Below are 20,156 nucleotides of genomic sequence, written 5' to 3'. Positions count from 1 at the left end.
TTTGTGGTTAATTTAGGGGGTGCTTATGCTGAACAAAGACTTAGAGGTCACTTTGAACCTAGCGTTTCAGCAAGCTAGAGATTCGCGTCATGAATACATGACGGTAGAACATTTATTATTAGCGTTATTAGATAACCCTGCAGCTTACGAGGCATTAATGGCTTGTGGAGCAGATATTAATAAATTGCGTGAAGAAGTACATAATTTCATTCAACAAACCACGCCAATTATTGCAGAAAGCAGCGAAGACAAAGAAACTCAACCGACATTAGGATTTCAGCGTGTGCTTCAGCGCGCCGTCTTTCATGTTCAATCATCAGGCCGCAATGAAGTTACAGGCGCTAATGTGCTAGTGGCTATTTTCAGCGAGCAAGAATCACAAGCTGTTTATTTGTTACGCCGCTGTGAAATTACCCGATTAGATGTGGTTAACTTTATTTCCCATGGTTTTTCGAAAGATGAAGATAAAGCGGACGACAGTGACAATTCAAATATCGATGATCCAACCGATGCACCTGAAGAGCGGAGTATGTTGTCGCAATTCGCGGCTAATTTGAATCAGCTTTCAAAAGACGGAGTGATCGATCCATTAATCGGTCGTGATGCAGAGGTTGAGCGTGCGGTACAAACCTTGTGTCGTCGTCGTAAAAATAACCCACTGCTAGTGGGCGAGGCAGGTGTGGGTAAAACCGCAATTGCTGAAGGTTTGGCTTATCGCATCGTTAATGGTCAAGTGCCTGATGTCATGGCCGATGCTACTGTGTATTCACTTGATATGGGATCCTTGTTAGCCGGAACAAAATACCGCGGGGATTTTGAAAAAAGGTTTAAAAGTTTATTAAAAGAACTCGCGGCCGATGAACACGCCATTTTATTTATCGATGAGATCCACACCATCATTGGTGCTGGTGCGGCGTCCGGCGGGGTAATGGATGCCTCAAACCTACTTAAACCATTGTTGTCGAGTGGTAAATTACGTTGTATGGGCTCTACGACATTCCAGGAATACCAAAGTATTTTTGAAAAAGATCGTGCCTTGGCTCGTCGCTTCCAAAAAATTGATGTGAATGAGCCTTCAGTTGCTGAAACCACTAAAATTTTGATGGGATTAAAGTCGAAGTACGAAGAGTACCATGGTGTGCGTTATACACAGGCGGCTATCAGCAGTGCAGCCATTTTGTCAGCCAAACACATTAATGATCGCCATTTACCCGACAAAGCCATTGATGTGATTGATGAAGCGGGTGCGAGAATGGTGATGATGCCTGCCAGTAAGCGCAAGAAAACCATCGGTCAGGCTGAAATTGAATCCATTATTGCTAAATTAGCCCGCATTCCGGAAAAATCGGTGTCGTCGTCTGACAAGGATTTACTGAAAAACCTTGAACGTAACCTTAAGATGGTTGTATTCGGTCAAGACAAAGCGATTGAGAGCTTGTCAGCCGCCATTAGATTGTCTCGCAGTGGCTTAGGTAGCGATAAGAAGCCCGTGGGTAGTTTCTTATTTGCAGGGCCAACAGGTGTGGGTAAAACCGAAGTCACTAATCAGTTAGCCGCGGCATTAAGTTTAAAGTTAATTCGTTTTGATATGTCTGAGTATATGGAGCGTCATGCCGTTTCTCGTCTTATTGGCGCACCTCCAGGTTATGTCGGGTATGATCAAGGCGGTCAATTAACCGATGCCGTGATTAAAAACCCTCATTGCGTGGTGTTATTGGACGAAATTGAAAAAGCGCATCCTGAAGTTTATAACTTGCTGTTGCAGGTTATGGACCATGGTACGTTAACGGATAATAACGGTCGCAAAGCAGATTTTCGCAATGTGACCTTAGTGATGACCACCAATGCGGGGGTGCAGGAAACCATTCGTAAGTCGATAGGCTTCCAGCAACAAGATCACACTCAAGATGCGATGGCAGAAATTAATAAAGTATTTTCGCCAGAGTTTCGTAATCGCTTAGATTCAATCGTCTGGTTTAACCATTTGGATATGACAGTAATTGCCAAAGTGGTTGATAAGTTCTTAGTTGAGCTGCAAGCGCAATTAGATGATAAGCGTGTGGTGCTAGAGGTGAGTGATGAGGCGCGTACCTTATTAGCTGAGAAAGGATATGACAAAAACATGGGCGCTCGACCTATGAGCCGTGTGGTGACTGAATTGATTAAACGTCCATTAGCGGATGAGATTTTATTCGGCAAACTCGAAGCCGGTGGTATTGCACATATTGACGTTAAAAATGGTGAAATTCACATTGAATGTGAAACACCGGAAAAAGTGTCTTAACTGAAATGTGTTAGTGAAAAAAGATGGCATAAGCCATCTTTTTTTATGCTGTAAATTAAAGAGTGCGATTGCGAAAAAATCACGATAAGGCAGACCGCGATGGGATTAACGCGCGTGCAACTTTAACAATTGAGCATAAAAATTAGTTATAAAAAAACCGACATCTGAGTCGGTTTTTTTCATACGAAAACTATAATCATTAACGTGCGCGGAAGACGATACGTCCTTTAGATAAATCATAAGGAGTCAACTGAACAGTGACTTTGTCACCCGTTAAAATACGGATGTAGTTTTTGCGCATTTTGCCAGAAATGTGGGCTATCACCACATGTCCATTTTCAAGCTCTACGCGGAACATTGTGTTTGGCAAGGTCTCAAGGATAGTGCCTTGCATTTCAATGTTGTCTTCTTTCGCCATTAATAAATTATCCCATTAGCCTTCAAATATGAAAATCGGGCGTATCATGCCGCAAAATCGCCTTGCTGTAAAGGCCGTTAACACGAAAGAGGGTGAAGTTGTTCACCATTTTGCCAACCTTCCGCGGTTAAAATTTGATATGGACGATACTGTCGCTTGTAAGACATTTTTCGGTTTTCATCGATTTGATAGCCTAGATAGACGAAGTGTTTTCCTAATGATTTTGCCAATTGGCATTGAATCAAAATCATTAACGATCCTAATGAATGTTTTTCATATTCGGGGTCGAAATAGCTGTATATGGCCGATAGGCTATGGGTCAGGTTGTCGGTAACGGCAACACCAATCAGTTTATCTGCATCATAAAGTTCGATAAAAGTGGGCGGTAGCCAGTCACAAAGTAAAAAGTCATCAAACTGTGATTGGCTTGGGGGAAACATAGGTCCATCGTGATGCCGAGCATTGATATAACGTGTATAAAGAGCGTAATGTTCAAGTGTTGTTTTTGTCACCACTTTCCAATGCAAAAGTTGGTTATTTCGTAATGTTCGCTTCTGCCTTTTAGACAACTTAAAGCTGTGAACGGGTACTCTTATCGATTGGCAAGCCTGACATTGTGGACAACGTGGTTTGTAAATGGCATTACCATTGCGCCTAAATCCCATGGATAACAATTGTTCGAATAGTTGGGCATCCAATTGTTCTTCTTGAATCACCAGGAGCTGTTCTTGGTTACCTTCAATGTAGCTGCAATCGAATGGCTTACTGATACCAACAGATATGGATTTAGAGTTCAAATTTTACCTCTTGCTTTAGCCACATTTCGGGGGCAACAAGGTTAGTGCGCTTTTGCCTTAAAATCGACAAAAATGATGCTCGAGTAATGGCTTTAGCCCCTAAGTTGACTAAATGCGGATTGATAAGCTGCGCATCAATTAAAGCAAAGTCATGTTTTGCTAGATGCTGGTTTAATAGGGTAAATGCAGCTTTGGATGCATTTGTTTGTCGATGAAACATGGATTCCCCGCAAAATATATTGCCTACCGGAATGCCGTATAAACCGCCGACTAATCTGTCCTCATCCCACACTTCAAATGAATGTGCAAAACCTTGTAAATGCAGTTCGTAATATGCCATTTGGATTTGTGGTGTGATCCAGGTGCCTTGCTGATAGGATCTAGGTTGAGCGCAACCTGCCATGACATCTAAAAAGGCATGGTTAATGGTGTATTTCCAAGTTGCATGCTTGAGTGTTTTTCTTAAACTTCTGCTGCCAAAGTTTAATTTGGGTACAAAAACAGCCCTGGGACTTGGTGACCACCAAAGTATTGGGTCTTCTGCGTTGAACCATGGAAAAATACCGTGATAATAAGCCTCTAGCAGTCTTGCTGGAGATAAATCACCGCCAACAGCAAGTAAGCCGTTGGGTTCCGCTAACGCCTCTTCAGGAGCGGGAAAGTTGATTAAATCATTTAAATAAGACAGTGAATTCACAATTGATTATAGTTAGCATATAAACCTTATTATTAAGTTAGCGGAAAAAGTCTATGTTGAACATCTTAGGTCGTAAATTTACTGCTTTTTTATTGATAATATTATGCTTGGGCAGTGTAAACCTGCCTGCACGGGCTGCCTATGATAGGAACCAAGCGGTCCCAGTTGAAAAGGTCTTATATGGCCATGTTGAGTCGGTCAAAAACATCACCGAAAAGCAATTGGTTGAAGACAAAAACCAAGGCTGGCGGACATTTGGTGGCGCATTGGTTGGTGGCGTCATCGGCCATCAATTTGGCGGCGGGTCGGGACAAGATGTTGCCACTGTACTTGGGGCGCTGTTAGGTGGTGGCATTGCGAATCAATATGGTAATCAACAATATTATCTTGAGTACAAATTAGTTGAAATGATGATCAAACAAGAAGATGGTACACAGGTTATGATCATTCAAGATGTTGATCCTGGCATGACGTTTAATGCCGGTGATGAAGTCAGAGTGGTTTATTTACAAGGTTATGTCCGAGTGGATTTAGCGATGTAACCTGAACTCGAGTCTAGAGATTGACTGACCATCATCAGCGATTATTTTTAATGGCAACTAGTCACATTAAGCGTTAATAACTGGTCTATTACAGGTCAATTCAACGCCGTTAGCGTTGAGAGTCGCTGCTGATGATAGAGTAACTAGAACCTAGGTTATGTTCGTTTCGTCGCAACAAAAAAAGGCGCATTAAGCGCCTTTTTTGTTAGGGTTTACACCAATTTAAAAACCACGTGGCAGGGTATTTTTACCTTTCGTGTTTTCAAGTTTTGCTCGCCATAATTCTTTTGGACTTAAGCCTGAACCTTTACTTGATTGAGTTGACTTTGCCGAAGCAGAAGGCGTTTTTTTAGCGGCAGCTGGTTTTGCTTTTGTCACAGATGCTTTTTTAGCAGCGGGCTTTGTTGCCGGCTTCGCTTTGCTTTGTGCGCCGTTATCCAGTTCTGCTAACATGGATTCTAGCTCGCTAAAACGAACTGATTTTCCGCCATCAATTTTGTACCAACTTCCAGATTGTTCGATGTTAACTGCAGTACCTGTCTGTTTTTCTAATGCAGCCTGCAATGAACTGATCACGTCTTCCTTCGATAATGTTGTCATAAATTAACCTATTTTTATATAATTGACTTTTTTGGTTTCAGGTAATTTTATAGGTTAAATGACATAAAAGTCCAATTTAGGACACTTTTAGTGCTACAACTTTACACCTATCTTAACAAATAGATGATCTTGAGAGTCGAATAAGTTAGCTGTAAGAAGGACTTTTTTTAACAATGAAAACACCCCAAAACAACACCTCGAAGAATATGCCTAAGCCGATAAAAATGACCATACCCGATGATAATCCCATCGCATAACAAGTGATCGCGGCAAAAACACTGAGTATTAGTATCCATAGTCGTGCTGATTGTTTCATATTGCGTTCCACACATTGATGAAGAGGAGGAATTTATCTTAGGCTTTAGTATTATCGTACTCAAATGAATCATTTTTCATGCACTTTTTGAGGGTGTCACTTGATTAGCGGATATTGTAAAATGGTTTAATTAACCCTGCATCAATAATGGATTACCAGTATGACTAATAACGAAATAGATCGTCATTCTTTGTCAATGTACTTAAATGAGTTTTTAAATGTCGCAAAATTTAAAGATTATGCACCAAATGGATTACAAGTGCAGGGCAAAGACACGATTCGCACAATCGTTACAGGGGTAACCGCTTGCCAGCCGTTAATCGAACAAGCTATTGCATTAAATGCTGATGCCATTTTGGTTCACCATGGTTTTTTTTGGAAAAATGAGCCTGAAGTGTTAACCGGAATGAAGTACAAGCGCATTAAAGCCCTTATAGATCATGATATCAGTTTATTTGGTTATCACTTACCTCTAGATGCCCATCATGGCGTGGGTAATAATGCGCAACTTGCGCAACAGTTAGGTATTTTAAACCCTGCGGTATATGAAGATGTTCCGCAAGATTTGTTGTGGCATGGTCATCTAATGCAACCAGTATCGGCTACAGAGTTTAACGCTCACCTTAGTCACGTTTTACATCGGGATGCTTTACATATTGGTGATTGTACTAAACCGATTCAAACGGTTGCTTGGTGTACCGGAGGGGCGCAAGATTATATTGACCATGCAGTGGCTATGGGGGTTGATGCCTTTATTAGTGGTGAGGTGTCAGAGCGAACTTATCACAGTGCAATGGAGCAAAATATTCATTATTTTGCTGCAGGACATCATGCGACAGAGCGTTATGGAATACAGGCTTTAGGTGAGCATTTAGCAGAAAAGTTTGGCTTAAATCATCATTTTGTTGATGTGGTTAATCCGGTTTAGCGTTTAGCTAGCGGATATGCTGGCTAATGCCGATTAGCCTGCAAATTTGATTTAATGTCTTACTTTCTAATTTGCCATTGGCCATTATTATCTTGATAAACATGGCCTTTATCGGTAGCCGCAATAGCTTTTTCTGCCGCTAATTTGGCAATACTTGCGGTACTTAAGCCGTTTTTAGTCGCGATACGTTGATAGTGTTGTAAACGTTTTGCATTGATATCTTTGACGAGGGCTTCAATTTCAGTTGAAGGTTTTACCACGCCTAAATACCCATCGGTTTGTTCTCCGACTAAAGCACTGGATTTAGCGTCTTGCAGTGTTATAGCCCAAGCATTAACACAAAAAAATAGACTGATTAATAACGTCGAAAAGGCGAGTTTCATAAGTATTCCTATTAAAATAGTTGTTCATTTTCTAATAAGTTATCGAGTTCTTTATCGACTTTTATTCTGATCTCATGCTCAATTTTCACGTTCAAATTGATCACGATTGGTTTATCCGGGGGCTCTATTTTTACCGTAGGCGTACAACCAGCTATTAAGCTGGTGAGTAACAAGGTTGAGGTCAGTGCTGCGGCAAGTTTCAAAGTATCTTCCTTATTTAACAGACTTTTCTATATTCGATTGTAGCTGATTACCAATTTGAGTGCTGCGGTATAATTGAATCAAATTTTCTTCATGGGCGTAATTGAGGTGTATCGGTCTTTCAATATCTCGGCTTTTACCTTTGACTGCAATATTAAATTGGGCGTCACCATTATTTTGCATATCGAGAGTGCCTGCAAGTTGTTGATAATTTAAATGCTCTAAGGCATCAAAGACTAAACCTAAATACGGTTGAGTTTGTTTTAATTGCTCAATTGCCTCGCTGTTAGCAACTTCTATAAGCCCTCCAGGGGCACGAGCAGCCAGATGTCCTCCTGTGATAGAGAGCTTTCCATCAATAAATTCAGCAGGTAAAACGCCATCAAAGGTGCCATTAGCATACACCCCCACTTGCGGCTGTTGTGCGAGTAATTGTTCTAGACTTAAGCCCTGTAATAACAAGTATCCATGGGATCTGTCTTGCAATTTAAAGACAAATTCAGGAATGAAAAACTGACCACCCAGTGCATCGCCGGATAACGTCATACTGATATCGGTATGACTTAAACCAGTGAGTTTTTGCAACCAATTATTTACTGGTTTATTTGGATCAATTGCCAGCGCCACATTGGCTTGGATATTAACGTCTTTGAAGATTAATCCTGAACGGCCATTAGCAATGTTGATATGTGTTTCCGGGCAACTAAGTTGACTGTATGAATCCGTTTCAGTCATTGCTTGCTGCCAATTGAATTTACACTCAGTGTTAATATTAGTATCGGCAATATATTGATCAATATAATCAATATTCAGCTTATCGATATCTGGCTGGATTAACATTTCAAAATAATTGATGCCCTCTCGCTGGCTCATTGAAAAGCTACTAGCTAGCTTCATCAGCCCCGCAATGTTTAAACCTGATGGCAGCTTTTGGTTTTTAGTGATTGTGGGAAGGGCGTCAGTGATATTGGTTTCTAACTGCCATTGTCCTGCTAACGAAAATAATTTCGGCTGAAAGAAATGTTGGCTGCTGGCATGAATTGTATCAAATTGCCATTTATCATCACTTTGAATCAAGCCATTGTGGATATTAAATTGCTGGTTAATCGTCAATTGATTTAAATTAAGCAACGTTTGTTTACGTTGCTTTAACGGTGTTTTAGTGACTTTTAGTTGTTCAATGTGGGTGTCGAGTGAATGGTTACTGCTGTGCGCGAGTAGTTGTTCCGTGAGTGGTAAATTGGTGTTCAATGAAAGTGAATATGCCGTTAAGGCTTGCCATGAAAACTGAGCTTTGTCAGCGTTAATTTGTTGCTTGGCAACAGGAGTTGAAAACAGCGAAGTGACCTTGGTAAAAGTGGCCTGCACTGGAGAGATGTTTAGCTGCACGTTATTATGGTTAGCCATAATTTTGCTGATTTGGTTTAACCGAATATCGGCATGATCACTGGTCATTTTTTGCGTGTTAGATCCAGCATCATTTTGAGTCGTTTTAGCCACTTGAAGTTGATTGAGGATCATTTTACTTGAAGGCAGCAATGTAATGACCTCTTCAAAGCCACTATTAACCCATTCACGCTGATAATCACCAGCAATTACCATTACTCCATGGTCTAAGGTTAATTCATCAACAGGTAAGCTAAGAGACAAAGGCTCGGCTTGCAGGGGAGAGAGTAAGCTTACAATATCTGTCGGTTGTGCCACTGCTAATTCACTACTGAGCGCAAAGTACACTTCACCTAGGCTATTCACCTTTAATTTAGCCAAACTAAATTGATTTTTGAATGTTATGCCGGCTAAATTGGCGCTCATCTTTGGTGTGCTAAAGGTCACTGGCAAAGTATGCGATAAGTCTGGCACTGATGTGTGGGACTGAGCCGCGCGAATTAATGGTAACCACAGCGTGCTTTGTTCAGGTAATGAGGCTGATAACGTCACTTGGGCGGGGTTATCGTCTATGTTAGGCAGCAATAAACCCTTAATAAATTCAGTGAACTGATTAGCTTCCGCTGTTGTTAAAAATCGATTAAAAAATTGATTTAATTGAATGTGTTCAAAAGTAAATTGTTGTGTAAAAGGTGCTATATCGACTTTGGCACCATAGGCCATTTGTAATGTTTCACCAATTGTAACGGGTATTAATTGCTCTTTAACTGTGAGTTTTATCGTAAATTCATCCTGCAGCTCAAATTTCAACGAGGGATACAGGGCTGAATGAACTTTGAGTGATGTAAAATGGTTTGAAGATGTCATCTCACCATCAGCTAAATCAAAATGAGTTGTGGTATGCCATTCACCTTTAATGTTTATTTTTTGTTGATTTATTGGCGATAGTGTTTGTGCAAGTTGTTGTTCGAGCTGAACGATTATGCTGTTTATTGCGGGTTCTTTATCTTGTAGAGATAACTTGTGTAACGCCGCAGTGAGGTATGATGAAAATGCATTTAATCCAAGTTGGCTCTGCTCCAAATCTAGCGTCGATGTCAATGTAACAGAGTTGGGCTTAAGCTGAGCTTGAAGATTAAATAACTCATTATTGTCAAATCGCCAGCGCGTATTAAGATCACCTTGATTGTTCAGGGTTAACTTATCCATTTTTAAACTATGGCGAAAACTCACCGCCGCAGACTTGGCGGAATCATTTCCTGCGATAACATCAGTTTCGGGTATTGAGGGCAGGTTAATCAGAACTTCGCCTAAATCAATATTAGGTATTTGATTAAAGACCAGTTGCCACACAGCACTGGATTCGGTTTTTTGCTGACGTTGGCGATTGAAGAAACTTGCACCTAAATCAATATACACACTTTGGCTGGTGAGCTTAATGATATCACTGGGGGCGAGTTGTTGTTTTTGCACGATTGCCAAGGTATCCGTTAGGCGTAACTCAAAGCCTTGAATCGCGATATAACTGTCTTCGATTTGCAGAATAAGCCTTGGGATCTGCAGTTGATTGATAGACACAAATTGTGAGTCTAGGTTAAGTACCTGAATGTCATAAGGCGCGAGAAGTTTATTCAGCACTTTGACACTGATGGGATGAATATTCTGGCTGACATACCAACCCGCACCGATAAACATCAGCAGGAAAAATAGCAATAATCGCTTAACGGTGAATATGCCTTTAATCATTAAGACTTCATGGTCAATTAAAAAGCCAGAGTATCAAACTCTGGCTTTAAAAGTAATGCTAAAAACTATTTGGTTTAAAACAGATTAGCAGGATCGATAAAGACTAAACCCAACGGATGTGCGTTGTTAATGTATGACTTTGACCCGGAGCTAAAATCACTTTATCTTCAAGTACGTTTGCCGCTTCTAAACACACCATTGTTAAATAATCATCGGCTTTGAAACGTGAAAGCCGAGTCGATTTTTCTATCCAAGGATTCCATAATACAGCAGAACGGCTATTTTCACGGCTAACTTCAATTGTGCCTTGAGGCGTATGCAATTGCTGTACTAATGCTAAATCGGTATATACACGATCAGTTTCTTTATCAAAAATGACATAATCATCAGGTTGTTTATATGGGCCTTCGCCAAATTCAATGTATTTAGATTGACTGAAACCAGATGCTTTGAGTTGATGAATATCTTCTACTGGAAAATAAGTATGTAATGCTTGCGTAAGGCTAACCTCATAATCAGTATTGTTTTGGTTCACTATGCTTACAGATAGGGTTTCACCTAAAGTGAATAGCACTTTGACTGCTGTATCATGGGGCCAATATTGTTTATCTTGTTCTGTGATTTTTAAACTGAACGTCAAATCCACTAGTTGATTGCGCATTTTCACTGAATCTAGGTTCCAGATACGTGTGCGAGCAAAACCGTGTTGCGGAAAACCTTCAACCTCGTTCATACCAAACCATGGCCAACAAACCGGAATGCCCCCGCGGATCCCATTACCTATTTGGTAATCGTCTGCTTCTGAAACCCATAATAACGGAGCTTTTCCTGTGGGGGTAAACTGATCAATTTGTGCGCCTTGCATAAAAATACGTGCTTGACATAAATCAGTGTTCACCTCGACATAATCAAGGCCATTAGGATGCTTCTTAGTGGTCACTGAACCCATAATATATTTCCTTGTGTTCAACTACGTAGTGCTTTTAAGATAGATGCTTAACTTAACTGTTTTTGGGCAAAAAAGTAAGCCAACAAACTGTGGAAATTATCGCTTGATAAAATGCAGTAAACGATTATTGGCAGGCATAGAAACATCTTCGACGAGTTCAAATTGTTGAGCTTTGGCTAATTCCACTATCCATTCAATATCCCGAATACCACTGTGTGGGTCGCGATCTTTCAGCCAAAGATCAAAATTAGCATTACTGTCACTGGTATATTGTTTTTGATAATTAAATGGTCCATAAATCAACAGATTTGCGTTTGTGCTCGTTATTAGGCCTACACCTGCAAAAAATGCTTCAACAAGTTGTTTACTGATTATGTGTAACGTATTCGACGTAAAAACAGCATCATAGTGTTGTTCCGTCCATGTATTCCCAATATCTAGTACAACAGCAGCCGGTAAATTAGGCAGTTTAAAATGTTTGATACGGCAATTGATATGATGAAGGTTGCAATGTTGATCACTGGCTTGCCAAGTTAGATGGGGAAGGTGGCTAGCAAAAAATGTTGCATGTTGCCCTGTGCCAGAACCCACTTCAAGTAGATGAAGTGAGTCTGCTAGCTTATGCGTTAAAACGGCTAAAATAGGGCGTTGGTTATTTTCACATGCTTGAGAAAACGGCAGCTGCGTTATCTCTATCAAGATAAGTTAACCTTTTCCATTTCAAGTTGCTGTAAAGCAATCACAGCCTGGGTACGGTTTCTGACACCAAGCTTTCTAAAAATGGCCGTCGCATGGGCTTTAATTGTCGCTTCAGAAACCCCAAAATCATATGCAATTTGTTTATTGAGTAAGCCTTCTGCAAACATCTGCAACACTTTGTATTGCTGTGGTGTTAAGTCAGACAAACGGCTGGCCATTTGATCTGTTGCATCATCACTTACTGGCACAATTTGTGTTCCTGCGGGTAACCAAATATCGCCATAAAGCACAGCGTTAAGCGCTTCAGCAAGGGTTTCCATTGATGAAGATTTAGGAATAAAACCACTGCTGCCGTAATGAATGGCACGACTAACAGTATTGATATCCTCATGGGCAGATATGACTACTACAGGAATGTCTGGGTAGTGGCTGCGCAAATGAATAAGGGTTGAATATCCATGTGAGCCTGGCATTTGTAAATCAAGCATTATGAGATCAAATGGGGCTTCGTTTTTATCCATTAATTGTTGTAATGCTTCGGCACTGTCAGCTTCAAACCATTGAGTGTTATTAAAAGCTGAGCTTAATGCTTGACGTAGGGCATTGCGAAATAAGGGATGATCATCGGCAATGATAATGTTTAAATTTTCTAGCTTCATGGCTGTTATATTTCGTTGTGGCGCGTGAAGATTAAGTCAATGTAACAGAAAAGTAACTGGTAATTCCAACGCTTTATATCCGAATTCACTAAGATTTATAAAAAGTTAGACTTTGGTCTAATAAGCGTTTTGCGTCATACCTTGTTAAAGCGTTTGCTGATATCCCACATTATGTTTTTGTTTTTCAAATTCTCCATCCACCAAGCTTACTTTGTGAAACATCATTGATCCTAAATATTCGATACCCAGTATAGAAGTAGCCTAGTTTGGTTTATTGAACAAAAGAAACATATATTAATTTTCAATTTCAATTTCAATTTCAATTTCAATTTCAATTTCAATTTCAATTTCAATTTCAAAACAAAGCCAGATAATAATTTTAACGCAAGCATAATTCAGATTGATTAAGACTAGATATTTGATTTTAAGTTATTGATGTTAAACGCATCACATTTCTGCACTTGTTTTATCGATAAATATCAACGTCTGATTTAGATTTCATGCGCACGTTTTAATTCATTGATTTTGTTAAATTTAATTTATTCATTGTTGTCAGTTTGTAGCGCACGTAACGTGAATGTATGCGCACAATTTTTATTCAACGCTAAACTGATTGAGTGTTGTTTTCGGTTACATATAGGAGATTAGCAATGACAGGTAAGTGTCCAGTAATGCATGGTGGCGTGACAACTCAGCCTATGGCGAGTACTGAGTGGTGGCCTAAGTCTTTGAACTTAGACATTCTTCATCAGCATGATAGTAAAACAAATCCAATGGATGCCGATTTTGATTATCAACAAGAAGTGAAAAAGCTTGATGTCGATGCATTGAAAAAAGATCTGCACAATTTAATGACCCAAAGCCAGCCTTGGTGGCCAGCAGATTGGGGCCATTATGGTGGCTTGATGATCCGTATGACATGGCATGCAGCAGGTACTTATCGTGTCGCTGATGGCCGCGGCGGGGCAAGTACGGGTAATCAACGTTTCGCACCATTAAATTCATGGCCAGATAACGGCAACCTAGATAAAGCCAGACGTTTACTGTGGCCAATCAAAAAGAAGTACGGCAACAAACTGAGCTGGGCAGACTTGATCGCTTATGCGGGAACGATTGCCTATGAGTCGATGGGATTGAAAACGTTTGGTTTTGGATTTGGTCGAGAAGATATTTGGCATCCAGAAAAAGACATTTATTGGGGCGCTGAGAAACAATGGCTGGCACCAAGTGATAACCCTAATAGTCGCTATTCAGGCGAACGTGATTTAGCAAATCCATTGGCAGCAGTAATGATGGGGCTGATTTACGTTAACCCTGAAGGGGTTGATGGTAAACCTGATCCATTGAAAACGGCTCAAGATGTGCGAGTCACATTTGCACGTATGGCCATGAATGATGAAGAAACCGTTGCTTTAACTGCTGGCGGCCACACTGTGGGTAAAGCCCATGGTAATGGTAAAGCCAGTTTATTGGGGCCAGAGCCAGAAGGGGCTGAAATTGAAGATCAAGGTTTTGGTTGGCTAAATAAAACGGCCCGCGGTATTGGCCGTGATACCGTAACCAGTGGTATTGAAGGGGCGTGGACCACCCATCCTACTCAGTGGGATAACGGTTATTTCGACATGCTACTAAATTACGATTGGGAGCTGAAAAAAAGTCCAGCAGGAGCCTGGCAGTGGGAACCGATTGATATTGCTGATGCGCATAAGCCTGTTGATGTAGAAGATGCATCTATTCGGCATAACCCTATTATGACCGATGCCGATATGGCAATGAAAATGGATCCGGAATATCGCAAAATTTCAGAGCGTTTTGCTAAAGATCAAGACTATTTCTCAGATGTATTTGCCAGGGCATGGTTTAAACTAACTCACCGCGATATGGGGCCAAAAGCGTGTTACATCGGTCCAGATGTGCCAAGTGAAACATTGATTTGGCAAGATCCTGTCCCACAAGGGAAGACAGATTACGATTTACAAACGATTAAAGATAAAATCTTGGCGAGTGGGTTAACCGTGACTGAAATGGTCACCACAGCTTGGGACAGCGCGAGAACATTTAGAGCATCAGATCGTCGTGGTGGAGCCAATGGCGCGCGGATCTGTTTGGCACCACAAGCACAATGGCAAGGCAATGAGCCTACTCGATTAGCCAAAGTGCTTGATGTACTTAAACCTATTGCTAACCAAAGCGGCGCTAGTGTTGCGGATGTCATTGTGATTGCCGGTAATTTGGGTATTGAGTTAGCGGCTAACAAAGCTGGCCATAAACTCACTGTACCGTTTACCCCAGGTCGAGGTGATGCAACCGCTGATATGACAGATGCTGCATCATTTGATGTTTTAGAGCCACTGCATGATGGTTATCGTAATTGGTTAAAAGGCGACTATGTTGTCAGTGCAGAAGAGTTACTGTTAGATCGCACCCAATTAATGGGATTGACAGCTCATGAGATGACGGTATTAGTTGGCGGTATGCGCGTTATGGCGACTAACTATGGCGATACTAAGCATGGGGTGTTAACCGAAAATGAAGGTGCATTGAGCAATGACTTTTTTGTTAACTTAACGGACATGAATTATAGCTGGAAACCGGTAGGCAAAAATCTGTACGAAATCTGCGACCGCGCTTCTGGAAAAGTGAAATGGACAGCAACTCGGGTTGATTTGGTGTTTGGTTCTAATTCAATTCTTCGTGGTTATGCAGAGGTGTATGCCCAAGACGATAATCAGGATAAGTTTGTTAAAGATTTTGTCGCTGCTTGGACAAAAGTAATGAATGCAGATAGGTTTGATCTGAACTAACACGTTTAAGCTAAGCTCATGTTTGATTAACGATGTTGTTAATTTGACAGCTAAAACTGACAGAAATGCTGATTGAGTGAGTAATTAAGAGCGTGAAAAAATCCATCCGAGTTGTTTATTCATAACGATTCAGGATGGATTTTTGTTTCTTGGCGAGCCAGTGTTGACCTTTACAAGGTTGTTGTCGCTATTTGTTGGCGACCTCTACAAGGCTGAGGCTTATTCTACACAATAGCTGATGATGCAGTAAAAATGCTCAACAGACGCTGTCAGAAGGATTGGATTAAAAACGAATTATACTGAGTTGGGTGAATCTTGCTTAGAGAGGGTGTAATAGGATTACTAAGCTGCACTCAACTCATCACGCATAATTGTTTTTATCTTGAACACAACGCCTCTAGTAAAGTTCAACAGACTCTAGTGATAATAGCCGCTAATGAATGTCAGCAGTTAATAGTTAACATACTGAAGTCAATTGGTTATCACTGTTAGCTTAAAGGCCATACCTTAGTTGGATTGCGCTGTTCATCAACGGCAACAAAGGTAAATACACCTCTAATAGCATGCTCACGATGGTCGTTATACATATCTTCAACAAAAATATTCACTTCAACTTTCAGTGAAGTATTACCCACATGGATCACTCGAGCCACTAATTCGGCAAGACTACCTGCGGGGATGGCTTTTTTAAAATCAATCCTGTCTGAGCTGACGGTAACTAATGATTTACGGCAAAAACGTGTGGCCGCAATAAAGGCTGTTTCATCCATCCAGGCTAAGGCGTCACCGCCAAATAGGGTGTTATGGTGATTAGTATTTGATGGGAAAATGGCTTTAATAACACGAGCTTCAGAGTGTTCTATACGGGCAAGCATTTCATCAGAAAGTTGACTTGTTTCTGAGCGAGTATCTGTAACGGTAAGGGGCATATTACTACCTGGTTTGTATCAAAATGGATGGTCAGTAAAATAATTCAAAGCTTCTTTTCATTTACATGAGAAGCTTTGAATAATCGATTAAATTGATTTGAGTTAGTGAGTGCTCAGGTTTTTAGTTGAGAATGCTTGTCCATTTCGTCGACTAACAACATCACGGCTGAATGTTGCGGTATTACGTAATGGTATTAGATAACAAGCCAACTTAAACAACGGCCAACAAATGATGACCGAGTTTTAGTGCACGCTAAAATTAATCTGGTTTTGAAGGTGGGTTATCTTTTGAATTAACCTGACTCTGTTGTTCAGATACTTTGGCATCATCTTCAGACACAATGCTTTTATCCTTGTGTGAGCCTAAATGAGGCATTTTAAATTTAGCGCTGTACTTTAATACGGCTAAATTACTGGCAATAACACCTACCACTAAACCAATGATAATCCAAACTTCAAAACCTGATAAATCCATGATGGTTCTCCAAGATTTTGTTAGTCAACTGCTAAACGTAATTCACATTTGCGAATATCTTCAGGGGTGTCGACTTCGGGAGAATCAAATGCGCTGATCGCCACTTTGATTTTGTGGCCGTACTCTAATGCGCGCAATTGTTCTAACTTCTCTAAATCTTCAAGCTTACCTAAGGGCAACTGAGCAAATGCATTTACAAAACGACGCGTGTAAGCATACACACCTAAATGTTTATATACAGGGTAGTCATTGGTGTCACGGCCAAACGGAATGCGCGCACGTGAGAAGTACAAGGCGTTAAAGTCATTATCGAACACCATTTTAACGTGCATTGGGTCGTCTAATTCTTTTTTATCAACAATTTCAAACCCTAAGGTCGCCATTTCAAACTCACCTGGGTGACGTTCAAATAAGCTAATGATTTGTTCAATTGAAATAGGATCAATTAACGGCTGATCGCCTTGAAGGTTAATGACTAAATCATCGTCGGCTAAACCTAATTGGCTAATGGCATCATTAATTCTGTCGGTACCTGATGCAGCATCAGCACTGGTCATAACCACTTTGCCACCAAAGCCTTCAACAGCGTCTTTAATGCGCACATCATCTGTTGCAACATAAATGTTGTCTAATCCCTTGGCTAAAGACGCGCGTTCGTATACGTGTTGGATCATAGGTTTACCATTAATCGGCGCTAATGGCTTACCAGGAAAACGACTTGAACCATAACGAGCTGGAATTAATAGAGTAACATTCATCAATAAAAACCTATTTTAATGGTAAACAAAAGGGCTCATCTGAGCCCTTATGACAAAATGACTTAGACGTATTATATACGACGGAACAGCTTAGTCAGCATTTCATCGGTAACTTTTTCTTCCCAGCCTTTACCGTAAACATTGTCCCATAGTGGTCCCATGCTCTTAGTGACAGCAACCATCTTAGCGATCGTTTCATCTGGTAAGTCTTTACAGATGTTTTTCGGTAATGTGATGTTATGAATTTCCATCATTTTACGGAACTCAGCTACACCTTCAGGATAGAATTCTTCTAACACATCAAATGCTAAACAGTTACCGATACCATGGTGATAACCCAATACATATCCTAAACCATAAGATACTGCATGACATGCACCTACTTGGCTATAAGCGATACTCATTCCGCCCATATAAGAAGCCATCATTAGCTTGTCATCTTTTTCTGGATGATCGTCTAAGTAAACTTCACGACATAAATCCATCGATTTTTCAGCGAAGGCCTTAGCAAATTCGTTAAGGTAAGTCCCTTGTAAAGACTCAACACAGTGGATAAAGCAGTCCATACCTGTGTAGAACCATTGATCAGTAGGTACACCGGCGATGAGCTCTGAGTCCATAATGATTTGATCAAATACAGTGTAGTCTGAGTTCAAGCCTAACTTACGCACTGGGCCACACAATACTGCGGTGCGTGAAGCTTCTGCGCCAGTTCCTGATACAGTCGGAATACCAATATGGTGGATTGCTGGATTTTTGATTAAATCCCAACCTTGATATTCAGATGAACTACCTGGGTTCGTTAGCATAAGCGATACGGCTTTGGCTAAATCCATTGTAGAACCACCACCTAAACCAACAACACTGACTGGCTGTTTAGTATTAAAGGCTTTTACCTGTGCGGTTAACGCATCAACTTGTACTGTCGTTGGCTCGTCATCTACGTTAACGTAAATCACTAAGTCATGACTTTTGCTAGGAACTCGGCCAGCTAATGGTTTTTCTTGGTGAACGTCGTCTACAAGGAATACCACAAAATCATCAGCTTCTTTGCGTTCTTGAGCTAATACGTCATCAAGTTGTGCGAATGAGCCACGGCCGAAAATCATTTTTGGTACACATTTAAAATTTTTAAAACTCATTACAACACTCTCCAGTTGAGATATTTACTGTAAAAAGTACTGTCACCTCAAAGGAAGTGACAGAATTAAAGGCTAAATTACGCAAAAGCACGTTTGATATTTTCAATACGTTCAGCAATTTGCTCGTCAGTCCAAGACAATTTGATCAGCATCGAAATGGTGCGGCTCATAATGGCATCAGACTTTGGTGTTTTAATTTGAGTATAATCAGGGCGATCAGCGATAAGCATGATAGGTAAAGCAGCAGGGGCTTTTAATTCCTGAATGTGTTTCCAGTTTTTCAAGTAGTGCCAGTTGTTAATATACCAGTAAAAACAACCATCTACTTTGTTAGCAGCCAGTTTTTTGTTGATTTCAATAGTGCGTTCTTCTGTTGGTAAGAAGAAGGTTAAGAAACCGGCAGAGTCACCCTGTGGATCCGGAATTTCACGGAATGTCACTTCAGGAATGCTGGCCATGGCATCTTTGATGGCTTTTTTGTTTTTACGCTGAATCGCGATAATTTTATCTAACTTGCGTAACTGAGCTAAACCCATAGCAGCATTCATTTCAGAAATACGGAAGTTCAAGCCCATAATAGGGTGGCCTTCAGCACCACGATCGTTACCAACATGGTCATGGCCATGATCTGAGAACATGTGGCTATGGTTGTAGATTTCAGTGTTGTTAGTGACTACAGCACCACCTTCACCACAAGTGATGGTTTTTACTGAGTCAAATGAGTAACAGCCTACATCACCGATAGTACCTAATGCTTGACCTTTATAACTGCCACCAATGGCTTGGCAAGCATCTTCTAAAATCACTAAGTTATGTTTTTTACAAACGGCTTTAATCTCGTCCATTTTTGCCATAGAGCCACACATGTGGACTAAGTTGATGGCTTTAGTACGAGGAGTAATAACGGCTTCAATGCCTTCTGGCGATAAACATAAGGTTTCATCAATTTCAGCAAAAATAGGGACAGCGCCTGCCATGAAGACTGCTTCAACTGAAGCAACAAAGGTAAATGGTGGCACGATAACTTCATCACCAGCGCCAATACCCGCAGCAGCCATAGCGGTTTGAAGAGCGGCTGTGCCACTTGATAAAAGATGAGCATGTTTAACATTCATCTTTTCACAAAGTAACTGCTCCATGTCGCGAGTTTTCCAGCGATCATTGCGCATGTGGTCAAAGTTGTAACGGAAGGTAAAACCGTTTTCCATTACATCAGCGACTTCCTGCTTTTCTTCTGGACCGAATAATTCAAAACCTGGCATGGAAATTATCTCCTAAAATTCTACGCATCTTTGCGTTTACATAAACACGCTAATTATAACTAGGTTAATGGGGAGACTGCGACAGTTATTGAAAAATAATTCATTTTTCTTTAGTGCTGTAGATTAATTAGTCTAACCCGCGCCTCACAGTAACATATCACCATCTTTATTTAACGATGAT

Annotated in this window: 20 protein-coding genes; 4 read left to right on the top strand and 16 right to left on the bottom strand. The window is 40.7% G+C overall.

Going from position 1 to position 20,156, the window contains the following annotated elements:
* Window positions 1-25 precede the first annotated feature (25 nt).
* The gene (clpA, locus tag NE535_RS06550) at window positions 26-2,284 is read left to right on the top strand and encodes an ATP-dependent Clp protease ATP-binding subunit ClpA (protein WP_261297860.1); all 2,259 of its coding nucleotides are present in this window, start codon (window positions 26-28) and stop codon (window positions 2,282-2,284) included.
* A gap of 199 nt (window positions 2,285-2,483) precedes the next feature.
* Here clpA and infA read toward each other — a convergent pair whose 3' ends face one another.
* From infA to aat, 3 genes are all read right to left on the bottom strand, one after another.
* On the bottom strand, window positions 2,484-2,702 hold the full coding sequence (gene infA / locus NE535_RS06545) for a translation initiation factor IF-1 (protein WP_011496276.1): 219 nt from the start codon (window positions 2,700-2,702) through the stop codon (window positions 2,484-2,486).
* A gap of 77 nt (window positions 2,703-2,779) precedes the next feature.
* Window positions 2,780-3,499, bottom strand: a complete 720-nt coding sequence (locus tag NE535_RS06540) for an arginyltransferase (RefSeq protein ID WP_261297859.1) — start codon at window positions 3,497-3,499, stop codon at window positions 2,780-2,782.
* Window positions 3,489-4,196 carry a leucyl/phenylalanyl-tRNA--protein transferase gene (aat, locus tag NE535_RS06535; RefSeq protein WP_261297858.1) on the bottom strand — a complete coding sequence of 236 codons (708 nt, stop codon included), beginning with the start codon at window positions 4,194-4,196 and terminating at the stop codon, window positions 3,489-3,491. The genes NE535_RS06540 and aat overlap by 11 nt, the downstream gene beginning before the upstream one ends.
* Window positions 4,197-4,249: 53 nt before the next feature.
* Between aat and NE535_RS06530 the strand changes: the two genes are divergently transcribed.
* A complete protein-coding gene (locus NE535_RS06530; protein ID WP_261297857.1) occupies window positions 4,250-4,738 on the top strand; it encodes an outer membrane lipoprotein in 489 nt (162 codons plus the stop codon).
* A gap of 222 nt (window positions 4,739-4,960) precedes the next feature.
* On the opposite strand, the gene NE535_RS06525 is transcribed toward NE535_RS06530, so the two are convergent.
* Window positions 4,961-5,338 carry a hypothetical protein gene (locus NE535_RS06525; RefSeq protein ID WP_261297856.1) on the bottom strand — a complete coding sequence of 126 codons (378 nt, stop codon included), beginning with the start codon at window positions 5,336-5,338 and terminating at the stop codon, window positions 4,961-4,963.
* A gap of 145 nt (window positions 5,339-5,483) precedes the next feature.
* Complete coding sequence (locus NE535_RS06520; protein WP_261297855.1) at window positions 5,484-5,654, bottom strand: hypothetical protein; 171 nt, start codon at window positions 5,652-5,654, stop codon at window positions 5,484-5,486.
* A 175-nt stretch (window positions 5,655-5,829) separates the two neighbouring features.
* Between NE535_RS06520 and NE535_RS06515 the strand changes: the two genes are divergently transcribed.
* Window positions 5,830-6,582, top strand: coding sequence for a Nif3-like dinuclear metal center hexameric protein (locus tag NE535_RS06515; RefSeq protein ID WP_306134335.1), 753 nt, complete (start codon window positions 5,830-5,832; stop codon window positions 6,580-6,582).
* Between the two features lie 59 nt (window positions 6,583-6,641).
* On the opposite strand, the gene NE535_RS06510 is transcribed toward NE535_RS06515, so the two are convergent.
* From NE535_RS06510 to NE535_RS06485, 6 genes are all read right to left on the bottom strand, one after another.
* Window positions 6,642-6,965, bottom strand: a complete 324-nt coding sequence (locus NE535_RS06510) for a YdbL family probable chaperone protein (RefSeq protein ID WP_261297853.1) — start codon at window positions 6,963-6,965, stop codon at window positions 6,642-6,644.
* Between the two features lie 11 nt (window positions 6,966-6,976).
* Window positions 6,977-7,168 carry a YnbE family lipoprotein gene (locus NE535_RS06505; protein ID WP_261297852.1) on the bottom strand — a complete coding sequence of 64 codons (192 nt, stop codon included), beginning with the start codon at window positions 7,166-7,168 and terminating at the stop codon, window positions 6,977-6,979.
* Between the two features lie 10 nt (window positions 7,169-7,178).
* Entirely contained in the window at window positions 7,179-10,298 is a 3,120-nt protein-coding gene (locus tag NE535_RS06500) for an intermembrane phospholipid transport YdbH family protein (RefSeq protein ID WP_261297851.1), read from the bottom strand.
* A gap of 103 nt (window positions 10,299-10,401) precedes the next feature.
* On the bottom strand, window positions 10,402-11,247 hold the full coding sequence (locus NE535_RS06495; RefSeq protein ID WP_261297850.1) for a D-hexose-6-phosphate mutarotase: 846 nt from the start codon (window positions 11,245-11,247) through the stop codon (window positions 10,402-10,404).
* Between the two features lie 96 nt (window positions 11,248-11,343).
* Window positions 11,344-11,943 carry a DUF938 domain-containing protein gene (locus NE535_RS06490; RefSeq protein ID WP_425347446.1) on the bottom strand — a complete coding sequence of 200 codons (600 nt, stop codon included), beginning with the start codon at window positions 11,941-11,943 and terminating at the stop codon, window positions 11,344-11,346.
* A complete protein-coding gene (locus tag NE535_RS06485) occupies window positions 11,943-12,605 on the bottom strand; it encodes a response regulator transcription factor (protein ID WP_261297849.1) in 663 nt (220 codons plus the stop codon). Before NE535_RS06485 ends, NE535_RS06490 begins: the two co-directional genes overlap by 1 nt.
* Before the next feature lie 650 nt (window positions 12,606-13,255).
* On the opposite strand from NE535_RS06485, the gene katG reads away from it, so the two are divergent.
* Window positions 13,256-15,409 carry a catalase/peroxidase HPI gene (katG, locus tag NE535_RS06480; RefSeq protein WP_261297848.1) on the top strand — a complete coding sequence of 718 codons (2,154 nt, stop codon included), beginning with the start codon at window positions 13,256-13,258 and terminating at the stop codon, window positions 15,407-15,409.
* A 488-nt stretch (window positions 15,410-15,897) separates the two neighbouring features.
* Here the strand turns inward: katG and NE535_RS06475 are convergent, their stop codons facing one another.
* From NE535_RS06475 to kdnA, 5 genes are all read right to left on the bottom strand, one after another.
* On the bottom strand, window positions 15,898-16,338 hold the full coding sequence (locus NE535_RS06475; RefSeq protein ID WP_425347445.1) for an acyl-CoA thioesterase: 441 nt from the start codon (window positions 16,336-16,338) through the stop codon (window positions 15,898-15,900).
* A 259-nt stretch (window positions 16,339-16,597) separates the two neighbouring features.
* Window positions 16,598-16,813: a DUF2897 family protein gene (locus tag NE535_RS06470; protein WP_261297847.1), complete on the bottom strand. Its 216-nt coding sequence runs from the start codon at window positions 16,811-16,813 to the stop codon at window positions 16,598-16,600.
* 20 nt (window positions 16,814-16,833) lie between these two features.
* Entirely contained in the window at window positions 16,834-17,571 is a 738-nt protein-coding gene (gene kdsB, locus NE535_RS06465) for an 8-amino-3,8-dideoxy-manno-octulosonate cytidylyltransferase KdsB (protein ID WP_261297846.1), read from the bottom strand.
* A gap of 71 nt (window positions 17,572-17,642) precedes the next feature.
* Window positions 17,643-18,713 carry a 3-deoxy-alpha-D-manno-octulosonate 8-oxidase KdnB gene (kdnB, locus tag NE535_RS06460; protein ID WP_261297845.1) on the bottom strand — a complete coding sequence of 357 codons (1,071 nt, stop codon included), beginning with the start codon at window positions 18,711-18,713 and terminating at the stop codon, window positions 17,643-17,645.
* Between the two features lie 77 nt (window positions 18,714-18,790).
* Entirely contained in the window at window positions 18,791-19,975 is a 1,185-nt protein-coding gene (kdnA, locus tag NE535_RS06455) for an 8-amino-3,8-dideoxy-alpha-D-manno-octulosonate transaminase KdnA (protein WP_261297844.1), read from the bottom strand.
* Between the last annotated feature and the right edge of the window lie 181 nt (window positions 19,976-20,156).

Source organism: Shewanella holmiensis (assembly GCF_025370255.1).
Lineage (GTDB): Bacteria > Pseudomonadota > Gammaproteobacteria > Enterobacterales > Shewanellaceae > Shewanella > Shewanella holmiensis.
This window is presented reverse-complemented; position numbering and strand designations above follow the sequence as displayed.